The 18,203-nt window shown below is 53.5% G+C and carries 18 protein-coding genes; 12 read left to right on the top strand and 6 right to left on the bottom strand.

The window, feature by feature from the left end; all coding sequences use genetic code 11:
• Positions 1-41: 41 nt before the first annotated feature.
• The gene (locus B4923_RS15230) at positions 42-2,357 is read right to left on the bottom strand and encodes a zinc/cadmium/mercury/lead-transporting ATPase (protein WP_109055220.1); all 2,316 of its coding nucleotides are present in this window, start codon (positions 2,355-2,357) and stop codon (positions 42-44) included.
• A 91-nt stretch (positions 2,358-2,448) separates the two neighbouring features.
• The gene (locus B4923_RS15235; protein ID WP_109055221.1) at positions 2,449-3,078 is read right to left on the bottom strand and encodes a lysoplasmalogenase; all 630 of its coding nucleotides are present in this window, start codon (positions 3,076-3,078) and stop codon (positions 2,449-2,451) included.
• A gap of 192 nt (positions 3,079-3,270) precedes the next feature.
• Between B4923_RS15235 and B4923_RS15240 the strand changes: the two genes are divergently transcribed.
• Together B4923_RS15240 and B4923_RS15245 are read left to right on the top strand one after the other, a co-directional pair.
• Positions 3,271-3,591: a DUF1820 family protein gene (locus B4923_RS15240; RefSeq protein ID WP_109055222.1), complete on the top strand. Its 321-nt coding sequence runs from the start codon at positions 3,271-3,273 to the stop codon at positions 3,589-3,591.
• A gap of 3 nt (positions 3,592-3,594) precedes the next feature.
• The gene (locus B4923_RS15245) at positions 3,595-3,954 is read left to right on the top strand and encodes a DUF2500 domain-containing protein (protein WP_109055223.1); all 360 of its coding nucleotides are present in this window, start codon (positions 3,595-3,597) and stop codon (positions 3,952-3,954) included.
• Between the two features lie 3 nt (positions 3,955-3,957).
• Here B4923_RS15245 and B4923_RS15250 read toward each other — a convergent pair whose 3' ends face one another.
• On the bottom strand, positions 3,958-4,236 hold the full coding sequence (locus B4923_RS15250) for a DUF1145 family protein (RefSeq protein ID WP_109055224.1): 279 nt from the start codon (positions 4,234-4,236) through the stop codon (positions 3,958-3,960).
• A gap of 42 nt (positions 4,237-4,278) precedes the next feature.
• Positions 4,279-4,854, bottom strand: a complete 576-nt coding sequence (gene rsmD / locus B4923_RS15255; protein WP_109055225.1) for a 16S rRNA (guanine(966)-N(2))-methyltransferase — start codon at positions 4,852-4,854, stop codon at positions 4,279-4,281.
• 249 nt (positions 4,855-5,103) lie between these two features.
• Here rsmD and ftsY point away from each other — a divergent pair, with 249 nt between their 5' ends.
• From ftsY to rpoH, 4 genes are all read left to right on the top strand, one after another.
• The gene (gene ftsY / locus B4923_RS15260) at positions 5,104-6,420 is read left to right on the top strand and encodes a signal recognition particle-docking protein FtsY (RefSeq protein ID WP_109055226.1); all 1,317 of its coding nucleotides are present in this window, start codon (positions 5,104-5,106) and stop codon (positions 6,418-6,420) included.
• 5 nt (positions 6,421-6,425) lie between these two features.
• Complete coding sequence (gene ftsE / locus B4923_RS15265) at positions 6,426-7,097, top strand: cell division ATP-binding protein FtsE (RefSeq protein ID WP_109055227.1); 672 nt, start codon at positions 6,426-6,428, stop codon at positions 7,095-7,097.
• The gene (ftsX, locus tag B4923_RS15270) at positions 7,087-8,055 is read left to right on the top strand and encodes a permease-like cell division protein FtsX (RefSeq protein ID WP_109055228.1); all 969 of its coding nucleotides are present in this window, start codon (positions 7,087-7,089) and stop codon (positions 8,053-8,055) included. The genes ftsE and ftsX overlap by 11 nt, the downstream gene beginning before the upstream one ends.
• Before the next feature lie 343 nt (positions 8,056-8,398).
• Positions 8,399-9,256: an RNA polymerase sigma factor RpoH gene (gene rpoH / locus B4923_RS15275; protein WP_109055229.1), complete on the top strand. Its 858-nt coding sequence runs from the start codon at positions 8,399-8,401 to the stop codon at positions 9,254-9,256.
• Between the two features lie 127 nt (positions 9,257-9,383).
• Here rpoH and panM read toward each other — a convergent pair whose 3' ends face one another.
• Positions 9,384-9,791, bottom strand: a complete 408-nt coding sequence (gene panM, locus B4923_RS15280) for an aspartate 1-decarboxylase autocleavage activator PanM (protein WP_109055230.1) — start codon at positions 9,789-9,791, stop codon at positions 9,384-9,386.
• A 578-nt stretch (positions 9,792-10,369) separates the two neighbouring features.
• On the opposite strand from panM, the gene B4923_RS15285 reads away from it, so the two are divergent.
• From B4923_RS15285 to B4923_RS15310, 6 genes are all read left to right on the top strand, one after another.
• Positions 10,370-11,482, top strand: coding sequence for a branched-chain amino acid ABC transporter substrate-binding protein (locus B4923_RS15285; RefSeq protein WP_109055231.1), 1,113 nt, complete (start codon positions 10,370-10,372; stop codon positions 11,480-11,482).
• 143 nt (positions 11,483-11,625) lie between these two features.
• Positions 11,626-12,552 (top strand): high-affinity branched-chain amino acid ABC transporter permease LivH, encoded by a 927-nt coding sequence (gene livH, locus B4923_RS15290; RefSeq protein WP_109055232.1) that lies wholly within the window; start codon positions 11,626-11,628, stop codon positions 12,550-12,552.
• Complete coding sequence (locus B4923_RS15295; RefSeq protein WP_109055233.1) at positions 12,549-13,820, top strand: high-affinity branched-chain amino acid ABC transporter permease LivM; 1,272 nt, start codon at positions 12,549-12,551, stop codon at positions 13,818-13,820. The genes livH and B4923_RS15295 overlap by 4 nt, the downstream gene beginning before the upstream one ends.
• Complete coding sequence (gene livG / locus B4923_RS15300) at positions 13,817-14,587, top strand: high-affinity branched-chain amino acid ABC transporter ATP-binding protein LivG (protein ID WP_109055234.1); 771 nt, start codon at positions 13,817-13,819, stop codon at positions 14,585-14,587. Before B4923_RS15295 ends, livG begins: the two co-directional genes overlap by 4 nt.
• Before the next feature lie 4 nt (positions 14,588-14,591).
• Positions 14,592-15,293, top strand: a complete 702-nt coding sequence (gene livF / locus B4923_RS15305; RefSeq protein WP_109055235.1) for a high-affinity branched-chain amino acid ABC transporter ATP-binding protein LivF — start codon at positions 14,592-14,594, stop codon at positions 15,291-15,293.
• Between the two features lie 53 nt (positions 15,294-15,346).
• Positions 15,347-16,534, top strand: a complete 1,188-nt coding sequence (locus B4923_RS15310; protein ID WP_109055236.1) for an aminotransferase-like domain-containing protein — start codon at positions 15,347-15,349, stop codon at positions 16,532-16,534.
• A 172-nt stretch (positions 16,535-16,706) separates the two neighbouring features.
• Here B4923_RS15310 and B4923_RS15315 read toward each other — a convergent pair whose 3' ends face one another.
• Entirely contained in the window at positions 16,707-18,065 is a 1,359-nt protein-coding gene (locus B4923_RS15315; RefSeq protein WP_109055237.1) for a GntP family transporter, read from the bottom strand.
• Positions 18,066-18,203: the final 138 nt, after the last annotated feature.

Genomic DNA, 18,203 nt, shown 5'->3' on the forward strand with positions numbered 1-18,203 from the left:
TGAAAGCATGGCGCACCGTCGCGGTGCGCCGGATCACGACGTTAGTCCTGTTTTTTAAGCAACCGCAACGCGTTGGCGGTGACCAGTGCCGTGGCGCCGGAATCTGCCAATACTGCCAGCCAGAGCCCCGTGATCCCCAATATGCTGGTGATCAGAAAGACGGCTTTCAGCCCCAGTGCGATGGTTATATTCTGACGAATATTCCGGTGCGTGGCCCGCGATAGCCGGATTATGTCGGCTAATCCCCCAAGGCGACTTTGCGTCAAGGCGGCGTCAGCCGTTTCCAGCGCGACATCGGTGCCGCTTCCCATGGCAATACCGATGGTTGACGCTTTCATGGCGGGCGCATCGTTGATGCCGTCACCCACCATGGCGACCGGGTGTTGCTGGTTAAGCTCACTCACAACCGTCACTTTGTCGGCAGGCAGTAAACCAGCCCGGTAATCGATGCCCAACTCGGCGGCGATCGCCATAGCGGCCCGCGGATTGTCGCCCGTGAGCATGATGCAACGTATATTCATGCTCTGTAAGGCGCTCAGCGCGCTTCGCGCGTCGTTGCGCAGTGTGTCGCGCAGTGCCAGCAAGCCCTGTACCCGGCCATCTTCCTGCACCACAATCACCGTCTTGCCTTCACTTTCCAGCGTATCAACATGTTGCTGCCAGACATTGTCCAGTATGTCCGAGGCTAATCTGGCGGGCGCGCTAACCTGAATTCGCTTGCCGGCAATGGTGCCTTCTACCCCAATGCCGGCTAACGCGCGGCGATCTTCCGCGATAGGCAGAAAAGCGCGGGTTGCCCGTGCATGTTGCACAATCGCCTGAGCCAGCGGGTGGTGTGAGCCGGATTCCACTGCCGCGGTTCGCGCCAGCAGCGCCGCCTCGCTCACGCCAACCGCCGGTAAAATATCGGTAATCTGTGGTTTGCCTTCGGTCAGGGTGCCGGTTTTATCAAAGGCGATAGTGCGAATACCTCCCAGCGATTCCAGCGCGGCGCCCCCTTTGATCAGTGCCCCCTGACGGGTTGCCGCCGCCAGACCGGAGGTAATCGCCGCCGGCGTGGAAATCACCAACGCGCAAGGACAGCCGATCAGCAGCAGCGTCAGGCCGCGATAAATCCACTCTTGCCAGAGCTGCCCCATCAGTAAAGGCGGAATCAACATCACCAGTAACGACAGCAGCATAATGGCTGGCGTGTAGCCTCGGCTAAAGCGATCGAGGAAACGTTCTATTGGCGCACGTCGCGCTTCGGCTTCCTCTATCAATTGCAGAATGCGATCGATAGCGCTGTTGCCCGGTGGTGAAATGACGCACAGCTGTACCATTTTATCGACACACAGGCTGCCGGCGGCAACCTTGTCGCCCGCGGTGCGTTCAACGGGCATCGACTCGCCGGTCAGGGCGCTTTCATCAAAGCTGGCTTCCGTGTGCAGTAACTCCGCATCGGCTGGCAATCTTCCTCCGGGAGCGACTTCAATCACCTCGCCGGGCAACAGACTGGCAATCGGTACTTTAACGCGCCGTGCATTTCTGACGACGGTGGCGTCTTCGGGGATCAGGGCCATTAAGGCGGTGACGCCTTGTCGCGCCCGGTTGGCAGCATAGGCTTCCAGCCGTTCACCCAGCATAAAGAGCAGCAGAATCACGGTGGCTTCTGTTGTGGCGCCGATCAGTAATGCCCCGATGGAAGCCACACTCATCAGCGTTTCAATCGCAAAAGGCGTGCCGGAACGGGTAAGCTGTAGGGCTTTTTTCAGTACGGGAATGAGGCCAACAATGGTGGTGGCGATAAACGCAATTTCGCCGAGTGAGTCATTCAGGAATGAAATCCCCCAGCTTATCGCGGTCAGCGACACAAAAAGAATCAGGAAACCATATTCGTAAAAAGACGCGCCGTGAATAAAATGGCGTGGATTTACCGCTGGTGGCGTGCCTGGCGAAATATCCTGTAAGGTGAAACCGATTTGCGAAACAGCGCGTTGTATCTGTGGGCGTACATCGTGGCGGGCGGCGACAACCAGTTTTTCGGTTACGAACAGCACAGAGGCGTGTTCAATGCCCTGGAGATTTTTTACTGCGTTTTCAATTTTACGGGCGCAGCCTGGACAATCCATGCCGCTGATTTTCCAGCTGAAACGCTGGTGGGAGCCGGGTCGGTCACTGTCTCCGCCGTCGGGGTCGTCTGAATCGGCATTATCGCTACTTGCTGACGCGTCATTATCGGGGTTACGAACGCTGTCGATCGCTGAGGCAGGGGCGCGTTTTACCGCGCAGCAGCTTTTATCTGCACGTGATGCGGGTTTGGCATGGGCCTGGCAACAGGCTGATTTTTCGCCGCAGTGATGCTGATGAGAATGCATACTTTCCTCCTGTGTTGATGATAGTGATTCTCATCAGAAACCTTACACCGTTATATCAGGCTACTCCAGCATTTCGCGTGTGCAGTGAAGATTAAAAATAGAGCGAACGCACGATAAGGAAATGTCCGCCAAAATAGCAGGCCGCGACGATGACCTGATGGGCGCGAAAGCTGAGCCGATAATGATGGATAAGCCAGGCTGCATGGGCGATAAACAGCAGCGCACAGCCAGCCAGCAAGGAGAAGTTATAGTCCGTTGACAGTGCAAAATAACGTTCACCGGCGATCCAGACCATCAGGGTGGTCATGAGAATAAAGGCGCACGCCGGCCAGCGTTGGGTATCGAGCCTGCTCCAGATAATGGCGATCAACGCTGCGGCCAGTACCACGAGCACCAGCGCTAACGGCCAGAAGAGCGTCAGCGTTATTTGGCTGGTAAAAAAACTGATGGTGTAAAGCAGATGAGAAACGAAATAGGCGGCAAACGCATAGAGCAGGCGCTGTGTCGGAAGCAGCAGAAGGGTGTCGGCGACCAACGTAGCCAGCAATCCTGCGACGATCAGATAACCCGATACGCTCAGAAACGGGGTTTGCCAGGCCAGCGCCAGCAGCAGTAATAACGTGACCGGTTTGAATAGCCAGCGTTGCCACGCCGGGCCACGATAGCTGGCGTCAACATATAGCCAGCCAGAGAAAAGTACAGCAATAAATGACCAAAGCATAGATTGTCCTTATAGGAGGATTCAGTGACCAATATCAGACATAACCCTTTCTTTATGCAATGTAGTGGGTTGTTATGAGTATAAACAACATCGGGTGAGACGGGTGCGAATATCCGTGCATCATGTTATTTTATCGACCTGTTTTTATTGTCGATGAGTGCCGTAAAGTCTCTTGAAGGAGAGTAGTGTTGAATGAGTAATGAACCTGCACTGTATCGTATTCAATTCATTAATAATGGTAAAAACTACCAGCTTTATGTGCGCGAATTAGCGTCGAGCAGTTTGTTTGGTTTTATTGAAATTGCCGATTTTGTCTTCGACAGCCAATCAACGGTGCTGGTTGACCCGTCGACAGAAAAGCTCAAAACGGAATTTTCCGGTGTTAGCCGCAGCTTTATTCCCTTGCAGGCAATTATTCGTATCGATGCGGTGACGGAAAAAGGCAGCGCCCGAATTTCTGAACTGGGGGATAATGTGACGCACTTTCCCTATCTTCCCGGTAAAAAGCCCTGACCTATGGGTAAGTTTCCCTTGCTGTTGATACTGGCTGTTGCGTTGATTCTGGTGCTGGCCGGACGACAATATTTGCGCCAGCGTAAGCAGGCGGCATTGAATGATGCCGCTCCGCTGCGTACCGTTTTGGCGGAGATAAAGACCAAGCGGGAGTTTCCGCGTAGTCGCAGCCGCTCCCGTGAACACCAGATTATGGTAGCGCAGGATATGCGTTATGAAGCGACGTTTCGTCCGGTATATGGCGGGGCGGATATCATTCTGCGGCTCGATAGTACGGACTATCACCGGCTTGATAAGGGAATGCAGGGCATGTTGCAGGTGAAAGGCACCCGTTTTATCGGTTTTGCGCCCCGGCAGGCGTGAACGTTATTTCCCAGGCGGCCTGGGCTGTTTCTTTTGCCATGCCAGCAGTTCGAATACGCCAAACAGAAAAATACGCGCCTGTAGCGCCCGGTTGAGTGACGAGTCGTCTTTCGGCTGGCTGGATTTCAGCAGCAGCAGTTGGAAACCATGCATCAGGATCATAAACACCATCGCCACCGTCATGAAAATATTCAATGGTCTGGGAAACGGGTGAATCAGGTTAAAAATCAGAAAGCCCCATACGCCCAGCATCAACAGTCGTCCCAGATTAATCCATATCATCATGTACCCCTTAATTGTTTTGAGAATGGGTTGCTAAGGCGATCATTGGCGGATGTACAAACGGGAAGCGACCTGACCCGCGATTTTTTCCCGGTGCAAGCGCCAGTTATCCGGAATAACCAACTGTGTATTTTCTGACTCGGTTTCCACGTAGATCCATGCTTCCGGCGCCAGCCAGCCCTGCTGTTCCAGCAGGGAAAGCGTGTTGTTCAATAAGTCTTTGCGAAAAGGAGGATCGAGAAATACCACGTCATAGGGTTCTCCCGGTTGGGCCAGCCAGCGTAGCGTATCCGTATTCACGACCTGTGCGTTCTCCGCCCGAAGCAGAGCCAGATTCTGCGTTAATTGTTGCGCTATCGCTCGCTCGGTTTCCAATAATGTGGCATGGGCCGCATAACGCGATAAGGCTTCCAGACCCAGCGCGCCGCTACCGGCAAAACAGTCCAGACAGCGGGCTTCCTGAATAACGGGGGCCAGCCAGTTGAACAGCGTTTCGCGTACCCGATCGGTCGTAGGGCGTAAACCCGGACTATCGGGAACCGGAAGTTTTCTGCCGCGCCATTGCCCACCGATAATTCGGATCTGGCCGGCGGCTGACGATGCATTTTTTTTAGCCATAGCTCACAGGTTGGTTGGCGTGCTGCGTTGCCGGCAGACACAATCGGGAAAATTCAGGCGCTATTCTAACGGCGGTTACGTGTAGAGGGAATGTTAAGATGGGGGCTGACACACTTCGTTACGGAGATTGTCTGACCTTGCCGCCGTTGGCTGCGTGTTGCTGGCGGCAGGAAAGTGTTAAACTTGTTGTTTAAATATGATTTTAATTGATTCATTCGCTGCGGTGAGCGGCGTGGAGCGCGATTGCACATGACAAAAGAAAAGAAGCGCGGTTTTTTTTCCTGGTTGGGATTGGGGAAACAGGAAGAAGAACAAAAAGAGCAACCGCAAGAGAAACCGGTAGTCGAGGATGTGCCCGCCGTATCGCCGGATATTGAGGTCTCAACCCAACAGGGTGTTGAAAAGGACCTCGAATTGGCCGATGTCGCGGCGCCGGAAAATGACTCTCCGGCGGAACAGCCGCAGCCGGAAGAACCGATTGTCGTAGCGGATGCGCTGACGCAGCAAGCGGCGGTAGTGAATGAAACGGTAAAAGAGACCGAACCGGCGAGCGTGGCGGAAACCGCGCCGGTCGTCGCAGACGAGCCGGAAAAGCGTCAACCGGATGATGTGCCTGTCGTGCTACAGGAGCAGGAGCGTCCGACGAAAGAGGGATTCTTCGCCCGCCTGAAACGAGGCCTGGTTAAAACTCGCCAAAATCTGGGTTCAGGATTTATCGGATTGTTTCGTGGCAAGAAAATCGACGACGATCTGTTCGACGAACTGGAAGAGCAATTGCTGATTGCCGACGTAGGCGTGGAGACCACTCGCAAGATCATTACCAACCTGACGGAGCACGTCAATCACCGGCAGTTGAAAGATGCTGATACGCTTTTTGTTAAGCTGAAAGAAGAAATGGCGACGATTCTTGCTAAGGTTGATGAGCCGCTGATTATCGAAGGCAAAATACCTTATGTGATCCTGATGGTTGGGGTGAATGGCGTCGGGAAAACCACCACCATTGGCAAAATGGCGCGTCAGTTCCAGGCGCAGGGGAAATCCGTGATGCTGGCGGCGGGCGATACTTTCCGTGCCGCGGCGGTAGAACAGCTCCAGGTCTGGGGCCAGCGTAACCATGTTGCGGTGGTGGCTCAGCATACCGGCGCGGATTCCGCCTCGGTGATTTTTGATGCGATTCAGGCGGCAAAAGCGCGTGGCGTCGATGTACTGATTGCCGACACGGCGGGCCGATTGCAGAACAAAGCGCATCTGATGGAAGAACTGAAAAAGATTGTGCGCGTGATGAAGAAGCTGGATCAGGATGCGCCGCATGAAGTGATGCTGACGTTGGATGCCAGCACCGGTCAGAACGCCGTCAGCCAGGCGAAGCTTTTCAACGAGGCGGTAGGTCTGACGGGTATTGTACTGACCAAACTGGACGGTACCGCCAAAGGCGGGGTGATCTTCGCCATTGCCGACCAGTTCGGTATTCCTATCCGCTATATTGGGGTGGGGGAAGGTATTGAAGATTTGCGGCCATTCAAGGCTGACGATTTTATTGAGGCACTTTTTGCCCGAGAGGATTAAAACGGATGATTCGTTTTGAACAGGTCAGTAAAGCTTATCTCGGCGGGCGCCAGGCGCTACAGGGCATAGATTTTCATCTGCGTCCGGCAGAGATGGCGTTTCTGACCGGCCATTCTGGCGCGGGGAAAAGCACCCTGCTGAAACTGATTTGTGGCATTGAACGCCCCAGTGCGGGGCAGATCCTGTTTAGTGGACATAACATTAGCCGGTTGAAAAAAAGTGAAGTTCCGTTTCTGCGTCGTCAGATCGGCATGATCTTTCAGGATCACCATCTACTGATGGAAAGAACCGTCTATGACAACGTGGCGATGCCGCTCATTATTGCCGGCGCCAGCAGCGAAGATATTCGTCGCCGGGTATCCGCAGCACTGGACAAAGTCGGGCTGCTGGATAAAGCCCGAAATTACCCTATCCAGCTTTCGGGCGGTGAGCAGCAGCGGGTTGGTATTGCTCGCGCGGTGGTGAATAAGCCCGCCGTCTTACTGGCGGACGAGCCGACGGGTAATCTGGATGATGCACTGTCCGAGGGTATTTTGCGTTTGTTTGAAGAATTTAACCGGGTTGGCGTCACGGTGTTGATGGCCACCCACGATACCGGGCTGATTGCCCGTCGCAATTACCGGGTTCTTACGCTGTCCGATGGTCGCATGATTGGGGGAAATCATCATGGCGAATAACACCCGTAATGCGAAAAAGCCGGGAATGAAGTCCAGGGCTTTGCGCGGCGGCTGGCGGGAGCAGTGGCGTTATGCCTGGACGAATACGCTGGATGATATGTTGCGCCAACCGTTGGCAACGCTGCTGACGGTGATGGTGATTGCCATCTCTCTGGCCTTGCCCAGTATCTGTTATCTGGTGTGGAAAAATGTGAGTCAGGCCGCGACGCAGTGGTATCCCTCACCTCAATTGACGGTATATCTGGATAAATCTCTGGATGACAACGCCGCGCAGGCGGTGATCACCCAGCTTCAGTCTGAAGACGGTGTCGATAAAGTGAACTACTTGTCGCGTGATGAAGCGATGGGAGAGTTCCGCAACTGGTCTGGTTTTGGCGGCGCACTGGATATGCTTGAAGAGAATCCGCTGCCTGCCGTGGCCATCATCACCCCCAAAATGAATTTCCAGAGCGCGAACACGCTGACAACGTTGCGCGACCGCGTAGCCGCCACGCAAGGGGTGGATGAAGTACGGATGGATGATAGCTGGTTTGCCCGGCTGGTTGCGCTGACCGGCCTGGTCGGCCAGATTGCGGCGACAATTGGCATATTGATGGTTATCGCGGTGTTTTTGGTCATCGGCAACAGCGTGCGTTTGAGCATTTTCAGCCGTCGCGAAACCATCAACGTCATGAAATTGATTGGTGCGACGGATGGTTTTATTTTGCGTCCGTTTCTGAATGGCGGCGCCGTCATGGGGTTTGGCGGAGCGGTGCTGTCGCTGATCCTGTCTCAGGCGCTGGTGTGGAAGCTCGGCGCGGTGGTGGCGCAGGTGGCTTCGGTGTTTGGTACGACCTTTACGGTCAAAGGGTTGAGCTGGGATGAATCGCTGTTGTTGTTGCTTGTCGCCGGGATGATAGGCTGGCTGGCTGCGTGGTTGGCGACAGTGCAACATTTACGCCGCTTTACACCACAATAGTCTTTTTTTGGTATACTCTTTCCCTGTTACTCCAGCTGTGTGGCAGGGGAAGCGGTCATCGGTGCTCTTTCTTCTTGCGGTGTTCCCGCGTATTTTCTCCTGTTTTATTGGTGTATAATTTTCTCGCTGTATCCAACTTGATATGTGAAATAAGATGGATAATATTGTAGGAACTTGTGAGGGAAATCACAGTCTGAAGATAGGGACAGCGTGCCGGATTTTTTTATCCGTTTAGCACAAAACAGTATGTTAAAGCAGTGCTAGTATAACGACTTGTCAATGACGCTCGTTTGAGCGGGCTGGTTGAAGAGCGCTGCGTAACTGTAGTTATGAGAGAGGTTGGATGACCAAAGATATGCAAACTTTCACCTTAGTTCCCCAGGGCAGTCTGGAAGGTTACATTCGAGCCGCCAATGCCTATCCGATGCTAACGGCAGAGGAAGAGCGGGCGCTGGCTGAACGGCTGCATTATCAGGGCGATCTGGATGCAGCAAAGCAGCTTATTTTGTCGCATCTGCGTTTTGTTATTCATGTGGCCCGTAATTATTCCGGCTATGGTCTGCCGCAGGCAGACCTGATTCAGGAAGGCAACATCGGCCTGATGAAGGCGGTGCGTCGCTTTAATCCTGAAGTGGGCGTGCGTCTGGTTTCTTTTGCCGTACACTGGATCAAAGCTGAAATTCACGAATATGTGCTGCGCAACTGGCGCATTGTGAAAGTCGCTACCACCAAAGCGCAGCGTAAGCTGTTCTTTAACCTGCGTAAGTCTAAAACGCGCCTTGGTTGGTTCAATCAGGATGAAGTTGAACTGGTTGCCCGTGAATTGGGTGTGACCAGTAAAGATGTGCGTGAAATGGAATCGCGTATGGCCGCACAGGATATGACCTTTGATCCGACGCCAGATGAAGAAACGCATGATGGCAAGGCCATGTCCCCGATGCTGTATCTACAGGATAAGTCCTCTGATTTTGCTGACGGCATCGAAGAAAACAATTGGGAAAGCCACGCGGCGGACAAGCTGACGGATGCGCTGCAAGGTCTGGATGAACGTAGCCAGCATATTATCCGCGCCCGCTGGCTGGATGATGACAATAAGTCAACATTGCAGGAACTGGCTGATAAATATGGTGTATCCGCAGAGCGAGTGCGCCAGTTGGAAAAGAACGCCATGAAGAAGCTGCGTGTGGCGATTGAAGCCTAAGCGATAGCGAAAAATAAATAAGCGCGGCCGGGCATTTGCCCGGTCGTTTTGTTTTTATGACGGGCTATCCCTGTCCGTCCCCCTCCAGACTGTCGCAAGCGACGTTAAAAAACGCTTCCTGCGTTTTTTAACCCTGATTACGGATGTAACGCCAGCCACCGGATACCGGCGAAAAGCCGCAAGAAATCATGAACTTTGCCAGCACGTCTTCTTTGACGGACGCGTGATCGTCAGTCGCCAGCCACCACTCTTTAACACTCGGTAACTGCTTCCGTACTTCGTCTATCAGATATAAACCAACGCCGCGTCGGCGGGTGGTTTCACGTACCAGAAGATCGCTCAATTCGGCGTATTCGCCTTCAATCTCAACAAGAACCGCGGCCAGTAAGCGATCGTTAAAACGTGCGGCAAACAGGCGGCGATCCACGTTAAGACCCTCTTCCAGGCGTTCTATATTCTGGTGCGGCCAGATTTTAGACAGATCAATTTTATCCTGATGGCTGAATTGGGTGAGGCATTCAACGGTTAGTTTCATTGACTAGCACTCCATTAAATGAGTGAAGAATAATGTAATCGTTTTGTGGTGAAACTGTGAGGCATTTTTTTATGACGGGCTATCCTTGCCCGTCACCCTTCGGGCCGTCGCTACGCGACGTTTAAAAACGCTCCCGGCGTTTTTTTATGACTGCCATCCTTGTCGTCACCCTTCGGGCTATCCCTGCCTGCTCCCCTTCGGGCCCTTACTGCGTAAAGAATAAAAATGCTTGAAGTATTTTTATTCTTTACGGTTAACAGGGAAAACGTTTTTCTCTGCGACTATTTATCGAGCATTACATCAATAATTAATGAAAAAAGCAGCATAACTGACTATATATAGATTAAATATTGGCTTTTAAGACAAGTATTTTATGCTGTTTGCATCGCGTATTTATGATGATGCTAGTTGATTTGCAGCATAATATTCCTGTTTAATAATATGAAAAATAAAGCCTTATTAGAAACTATTACTAATAATAACCCTAACCCATTCTTACTTATAAGAAAAAGGTTATGTTATGACGCAGGGCGGTCACATTTTCAGCAATATCCATAATAAAAGATGGGGTAAATCGAATGAAATTCAGTAAAGGCAAAACATTGCTGATGGGTTGTATGGCGGTTGCGTTGAGCCATGCGGTGAGCGCCGCAGATATTAAGGTTGCCGTCGTGGGTGCCATGTCTGGTCCGGTTGCGCAATATGGTGATATGGAGTTTATCGGCGCACGTCAGGCCATTGCGGATATCAACGCCAAAGGCGGCGTCAATGGCAATAAACTGGTTGGCGTCGAATACGATGATGCGTGCGACCCGAAACAGGCCGTTGCCGTAGCGAACAAAGTCATCAACGACGGCATTCGTTATGTTATCGGCCATTTGTGCTCCTCTTCCACACAGCCCGCTTCTGATATTTACGAAGAAGAAGACGTGATCATGATTACGCCCGCGGCAACGAACGCTGATCTGACCACCCGCGGCTACAAGATGGTTCTGCGGACAACCGGTCTGGATTCCGATCAGGGTCCAACGGCGGCAAAATATATCGTTGAAACGATTAAACCTCAGCGCATTGCCGTTGTGCATGATAAACAGCAGTACGGTGAAGGTTTGGCCCGTTCTGTTCAGGATAGTCTGAAAAAAGCCAATGCGAACGTTGTGTTGTTTGAAGGTGTGACCGCGGGTGATAAAGATTTCTCCTCACTGGTTGCGCGTCTGAAGAAAGAAAACGTGGATTTCGTTTATTTTGGCGGTTACTACCCGGAAATGGGGCTGCTTATGCGTCAGGCCCGGCAGGCTGGCATGACCACCCAATTCATGGGACCGGAAGGCGTGGGTAACTCCTCTTTGTCCAATATCGCGGGTGACGCATCTGAAGGCATGCTGGTCACATTGCCGAAACGCTATGACCAGGATCCTGCCAACCAACCGATCGTCGATGCGCTGAAAGCCAAAAAACTGGATCCAACCGGCCCGTTTGTCTGGACGACTTATGCCGCATTGCAATCTCTGACTACCGCAATGGAGCGCAGCGGTAGCATGGAGCCGGAAAAACTGGTCAGCGATCTGAAAGCCAATTCCGTGGATACCGTCATGGGGCCGCTGAGCTGGGACGAAAAAGGTGACCTGAAAGGGTTTGAGTTTGGTGTATTTGAGTGGCATGCAGACGGTACTTCCAGCGCAGCGAAGTAATGATTGTGCGGTAACGATTTCGGTGCTGGCTCTCCGTGTGTTCTGCATGTGCCTGAGCCGTCATTAACCGCCTCTGTATTAATTCCTCAATACCGAATGCCCCCGTTGCCGTAAGGTGCGGGGGCAGAATTTAAGGTTAGGGTATGTCCGAGCAGTTCCTTTACTTTTTTCAGCAGATGTTCAACGGCCTGACGTTGGGCAGCACTTATGCGCTGATCGCCATTGGTTACACCATGGTTTACGGCATCATCGGCATGATTAACTTCGCACACGGCGAAGTTTACATGATCGGTAGCTATGTCTCTTTTATTGTTATTGCCGCCCTGATGATGATGGGCATTGATGCGAGCTGGCTGTTGATCAGCGTCGCCTTTGTTGCCGCCGTCGTGATTTCCAGCGCCTACGGCTGGAGTATTGAACGGGTCGCCTACCGGCCGGTACGAACTTCCAAACGCCTGATTGCACTGATTTCCGCCATCGGGATGTCTATTTTTCTGCAAAACTACGTCAGCCTGAATCAGGGTTCACGCGATGTCGCGCTCCCCAGCATGATTACCGGACAATGGGTGTTGGGCGAGACCAACGGCTTTGCTGCGACAATCAGCACGATGCAGTTGACGATCTGGATCGTGACTTTCCTCGCCATGCTGGCGTTGACGATGTTTATCCGCTACTCGCGGATGGGGCGCGCCTGCCGGGCCTGTGCGGAAGATCTGAAAATGGCCAGCTTACTTGGCATCAGCACTGACCGCGTCATTTCCCTGACGTTTGTGATTGGCGCGCTGATGGCGGCGGTAGCCGGTGTTCTGCTGGGGCAGTTCTATGGCGTGATTAACCCCTATATCGGTTTTATGGCCGGTATGAAAGCCTTTACGGCGGCAGTGCTGGGCGGAATCGGCAGTATCCCCGGCGCGATGATTGGCGGGTTGATTCTGGGCGTAGCCGAAGCGCTGACATCCGCATACCTGAGTACGGAGTACAAGGATGCCGTATCGTTCGCGTTGCTGATTGGTGTACTGCTGGTTATGCCTACCGGTATTCTTGGTCGTCCGGAGGTTGAGAAAGTATGAAAAAACTCAACCTTTTCAATGCGATCTTCTCCGCATTTATGTTACTGGTGCTTGCGGCATTTTTAATGGGGATGCAGCTCGGGCTTGATGGCACCAAACTGGTGGTTCGCGGCGCCGATGAGGTTCGCTGGTACTGGATCGGTGCAGGCTGCATCGTAGTGTTCTTCTTCCAGTTGATTCGCCCGTTTTTCCTGGCCGGCATGAAAAAGTTTTCAGGTCCGTCGCTGGTATTGCCAAGTTTTGATGGCAGTACGCCGCGGCAGAAGCTGCTGGCGGCTCTGTTAATCATCGCGGCCGTTACCTGGCCTTTTCTGGTATCTCGCGGTACCGTCGATATTGCCACTCTCACGCTAATTTACGTGATGCTGGGGCTGGGCCTGAACGTGGTTGTGGGGCTGTCGGGTTTGCTGGTGCTGGGTTACGGCGGCTTTTATGCCATCGGGGCGTATACCTATGCCTTGCTGAATCACTATTATGGCTTTGGCTTCTGGGAAAGTCTGCCGTTGGCAGGCATGATGGCGGCGCTGTCCGGGTTTTTACTCGGGTTTCCGGTGCTGCGTCTGCGTGGGGATTATCTGGCCATTGTGACGCTGGGGTTCGGTGAAATTGTTCGTATTCTGCTGTTGAACAATACCGAAATCACCGGCGGCCCGAACGGTATCAGCCAGATTCCCAAGCCGACCTTCTTTGGTCTGGAGTTCAGCCGCAGCGCCCGCGATGGCTGGGATACCTTCCATAACTTCTTTGGTCTGCAATATGACCCCAGCGATCGCATCATTTTCCTTTATCTGGTTGCGCTGCTGCTGGTGGTGCTAACCCTGTTTGTGATTAATCGCCTGTTGCGTATGCCGCTGGGACGGGCCTGGGAGGCGCTGCGCGATGACGAAATTGCCTGCCGTTCGCTGGGCCTGAGTCCGACCCGTATCAAGCTGACCGCGTTTACCATTAGCGCTGCGTTTGCAGGGTTTGCCGGTACGCTGTTTGCGGCGCGTCAGGGCTTCGTCAGCCCGGAATCCTTCACCTTCGCCGAATCGGCATTCGTGTTGGCGATTGTTGTGTTGGGGGGAATGGGTTCGCAGTTCGCGGTGATTCTTGCTGCCATTTTGCTGGTGGTTTCCCGTGAGCTGATGCGTGATTTGAATGAGTACAGTATGTTGTTGCTGGGCGCGCTGATGGTGCTGATGATGATTTGGCGTCCTCAAGGCTTACTGCCGATGAAGCGTCCGCAAATGAAGCTGAAAGTCGCTAAGAAGGAAGAGCAGGCATGAGTACGCAGCCATTATTATCGGTCAGAGGCCTGATGATGCGTTTTGGCGGCCTGCTGGCGGTCAACAATGTTGAACTGGATATTCATGCGGGTGAAATCGTTTCGTTGATCGGCCCGAACGGGGCAGGCAAAACCACGGTATTCAACTGCCTGACCGGCTTTTATCGCCCGAGCGGCGGTACCATCATGTTGCGCGATCGCCATCTGGAAGGTTTGTCAGGGCAGGCGATTGCCCGGATGGGCGTGGTGCGGACGTTCCAGCACGTGCGTTTATTTCGCGAAATGACCGTGGTGGAAAACCTGCTGGTGGCGCAGCATCAGCATCTGAAAAGCGGCGTGTTTGCCGGGCTACTGAAAACGCCGGCATTTCGTCGTGCGGAAGCCGACGCGCAGGATCGTGCCGCAGTCTGGCTGGAGCGCATCGGTTTGCTGGAGCTGGCGAATCGTCAGGCGGGTAACCTGGCTTATGGTCAGCAGCGTCGGTTGGAAATTGCCCGTTGTATGGTGACCCGGCCTGAACTGCTGATGTTGGATGAACCGGCGGCAGGTCTTAATCCGAAAGAAACTGAAGAGCTGAATCAGCTGATCGCGGAGTTACGCGATAGTCATCAGGTGTCAGTCCTGCTGATTGAGCATGACATGAAACTGGTGATGGGGATCTCCGACAGGATTTATGTCGTTAATCAGGGCACGCCGCTGGCTCAAGGCACCCCGGCTGAAATTCGTAATAACCCGGATGTGATCCGCGCTTATCTGGGTGAAGGATAACGTTATGCTGTCATTAAATCAGGTTTCGGCTCACTACGGTAAAATTCAGGCGCTGCATCAGGTTAGCCTGCACATTGAACAGGGCGAAATCGTTACGCTTATCGGCGCCAACGGCGCCGGTAAAACGACGCTGCTGGGGACGCTCTGTGGCGACCCGCGTGCGACGGAAGGCACAATCACGTTTGATGGGAAAGACATTACCTACTGGCAAACGGCGCAGATTATGCGTGAGGCGATTGCCATTGTTCCTGAAGGCCGCCGTGTTTTTTCCCGTATGACCGTTGAAGAAAATCTGGCGATGGGCGGTTTTTTTGCGGATCGCCATCAGTACCAGCAGCGCATTGAACGGGTCTATAACCTGTTTCCGCGGCTGTATGAGCGACGCGCTCAGCGGGCTGGCACCATGTCCGGCGGGGAGCAACAGATGCTGGCGATTGGACGTGCGCTGATGAGTCAGCCGCGTTTGCTGCTGCTGGACGAGCCCTCGCTGGGGCTGGCGCCGATTATTATTCTGCAAATTTTTGATACTATTCAGCAACTGCGTGAAGAAGGCATGACCATCTTCCTGGTGGAACAAAACGCCAATCAGGCGCTGCGGCTGGCCGATCGTGGTTATGTGCTGGAAAATGGTCATGTTGTGCTGGAAGATACCGGCGCAGCGTTGCTGGCAAATGAAGCGGTGCGTTCAGCCTATCTGGGCGGGTGATTGATATAAGGCCGGTGCTCCGGCCTGTTCTGTAAATGAAGGTATGAGAAAAGATGGCCAATGAAGGGTTACTGGCGCACCGCATTGCTCAGTTGAAAAGTTCCGCGATTCGCGAACTGCTTAAGCATAGCAAGATGGACAATATTATCTCGCTGGCTGGTGGGATCCCCTCTGAGGCACTGTTTGATTTTGAAGGGTTGAATCAGGCGACGCAGTTAGCCATTACCGAGCAGCCGAAAACGGCTTTCCAGTACGGGCTGACGGAAGGCAGCGGCGTGTTGCGCGATCGTATCGCCGATCTGTGTGCGTTACGTGGCGTGAAAACGCGGGCGGAAGATATTGTGGTCACGGCGGGCTCACAGCAGGCGCTGGATTTGATCATCCGTGCGATGGTCGATCCGGGCGATGTTTTTGTGGTTGAACGTCCGACTTATCTTGCCGCCCTGCAAACGCTTGAACTGGCCCAGACGCAGGTGATGTCCGTTGCGTCCGACGAGCACGGCATGGTCGTGGATGAGTTGGAAGCGCTGCTGCAAAAACAGCGCATCAAAGGCGTGTACATTGTCCCGAACTTTGGTAACCCCAGCGGCGCCACGCTGAGTTATGAGCGCCGTAAACAGTTAATTGTACTGGCTGAGCGCTATGGTTTTGTCATCATTGAAGATGATCCCTACGGCGAGTTGCGTTTTACCGAAGAGCGCAATCCGACATTGTTCCAGCTGGCGCAGGAAACGCTGGGCAGCACGGAATATGTGCTTTACACCTCGACGTTTTCAAAGATTCTGGCGCCGGGCTTGCGTCTGGGCTGGGCGATCCTGCCGCACTGGTTGCTGCATAAGGTCGCGATTATCAAACAGGCGGCGGATTTGCATGCCAGCGCATTGTCGCAAACCGTGGCAGAGTACTATCTGGGGTTGGGGCGTCTGGACGCGCAGATCGAGAAAATTCGTTACGCCTACAAGCACAAAAGCGAGCTGTTGGCGCAGCTGGTGGAACAGGAGCTGGGCAATGTTATTGCCTTTAACCAGCCGAAAGGCGGCATGTTCCTGTGGGCGAAATTCCGTTATGAATTCAATACCACTGACTGGTTGAAGCAGACGCTCAATCAAGGTGTGGTGTTTGTTCCCGGCGAATTCTTCTTCTCTGATTGCCCTGACTATTCGACGCTGCGTTTTTCCTTTGCGACCGCCACGGATGAGCAGATGCATGAAGCGGTTGCCCGTTTGCGTCGTGCGCTGTAATCCACGCCAAATAAAGGCCGCGTAGGCGGCCTGAGCTTGATCACAAAACCTCTGGTCCTTATCCTCTCCTTCTGGTGGATAAAGTCATTAATTTTTAATAAATTATCACATTTCCTGGCAAGTGGGTCATACGGTGGCGCCAGCCTGGGATTCAGGCTGGCGAAGCACGCGGTTAAAACATAAACCACAGCGCCCAGGTAAAGATAAAACCGGCCAGTCCTAGCACGGTGGTCAGCACAGTCCAGGTTCTCAGGCCGTCGGCAACAGACAGACCGAGGTATTTCGTCACAATCCAGAAGCCGGAATCATTGACGTGAGAAAGCCCCAGCCCGCCAAAACAGGCGGATAACGTCACCAGCACCAGTTGCATCTGATTCAAGCCGCTGACGGCTTCACTCAGCAGGCCGCAGGTGGTGAGAATCGCGACGGTGGCGGAGCCCTGCGAGGCCCGCAGCGCCAGTGAAAGAATAAACGCGGCGGGTACCAGCGGCAGATGAATACTGGTCAGCGTATCCGCCAGCGCTTTGCCGATGCCGGATTCCACCAGTACTTTACCGAACACCCCGCCAGCGCCGGTCACCATGATGACCATCGCCGCAGCGGGCATGGCGTCTCCCATCACACCGCTGGCTTTTTCCAGCGACCAGCCGCGACGCAATGCAATTAGCCAGAAGGCCAACGTCAGCGCAATCAGCAACGCCACCGCCGGGGAACCGACCAGCGACATGACATCGCGTACCGCATGGCCGGCGGGCAGGATGGTGGCAGAAACGGTGCCGAGCATAATAATCAGGATGGGGATCACGATCAACGCGGCGATCAACCCGGCCGGCGGCGTGGAGGAGGTTGCCCCTTGCGGGGTAGTCTGCTCCGGTTTTGCCAATTGCAACTGCTCCAGCACCTCAACAGACAGCGTATAATTACGTCGGTTAAGACTTTTGGCGACCCAGTAGCTGATGATGCCGACAGGAATAGACACCACCAGACCGATCATCGTCAACCAGCCTATATCCGCATTCAACAATCCGGCCGCCGCCACCGGGCCGGGATGCGGCGGCAGCGCGACGTGCACCGTCAGCATGACGCCAGCCACCGGCAGACCGAATTTAATCGGCGAGACTTTGGCGACTTTCGCGAATCCATAAATAATCGGCGCGAGAATAATAAATCCGACATCAAAAAAGACCGGGATACCCAGAATAAAAGCAGCGCTGGTTAAGGCGGCCACCATTAATCCGGGCCCCATCAATTGGGCAAAGCGTCTGGCCAGCGATTCCGCGCCGCCAGAGACTTCAATCATTCTGCCCAACATGGCGCCAAGACCGATAATGATCGTCACCGAACCGAGGATCCCGCCCATGCCGGATGTCACGACTTTCATGACTTCGCCCGTTGGAATGCCGGTCGCCAGTGCGACCAATAAACTCACGACCAGCAGCGCCACAAAGGGTTGTATTTTAAACTTAATGACCATCAGGAGCAGCAATAATACCCCGGCGATGGCGATGCAGAGTAAGAGTGAGGTGGTCATATTTATGCTCTCATCATATATACCCCGGCACCTTTCATGACGCGATAATATTGACCGCGTTCTGAAATCTATAGGGTATTAATTCGTTATTTAAAGAAAAAGGCGCCCCGATTTTCGTATGGAAATAATACGGAAACC

Origin of the sequence: Brenneria roseae subsp. americana, assembly GCF_003115815.1 — a bacterium.
Taxonomy (GTDB): domain Bacteria; phylum Pseudomonadota; class Gammaproteobacteria; order Enterobacterales; family Enterobacteriaceae; genus Brenneria; species Brenneria roseae.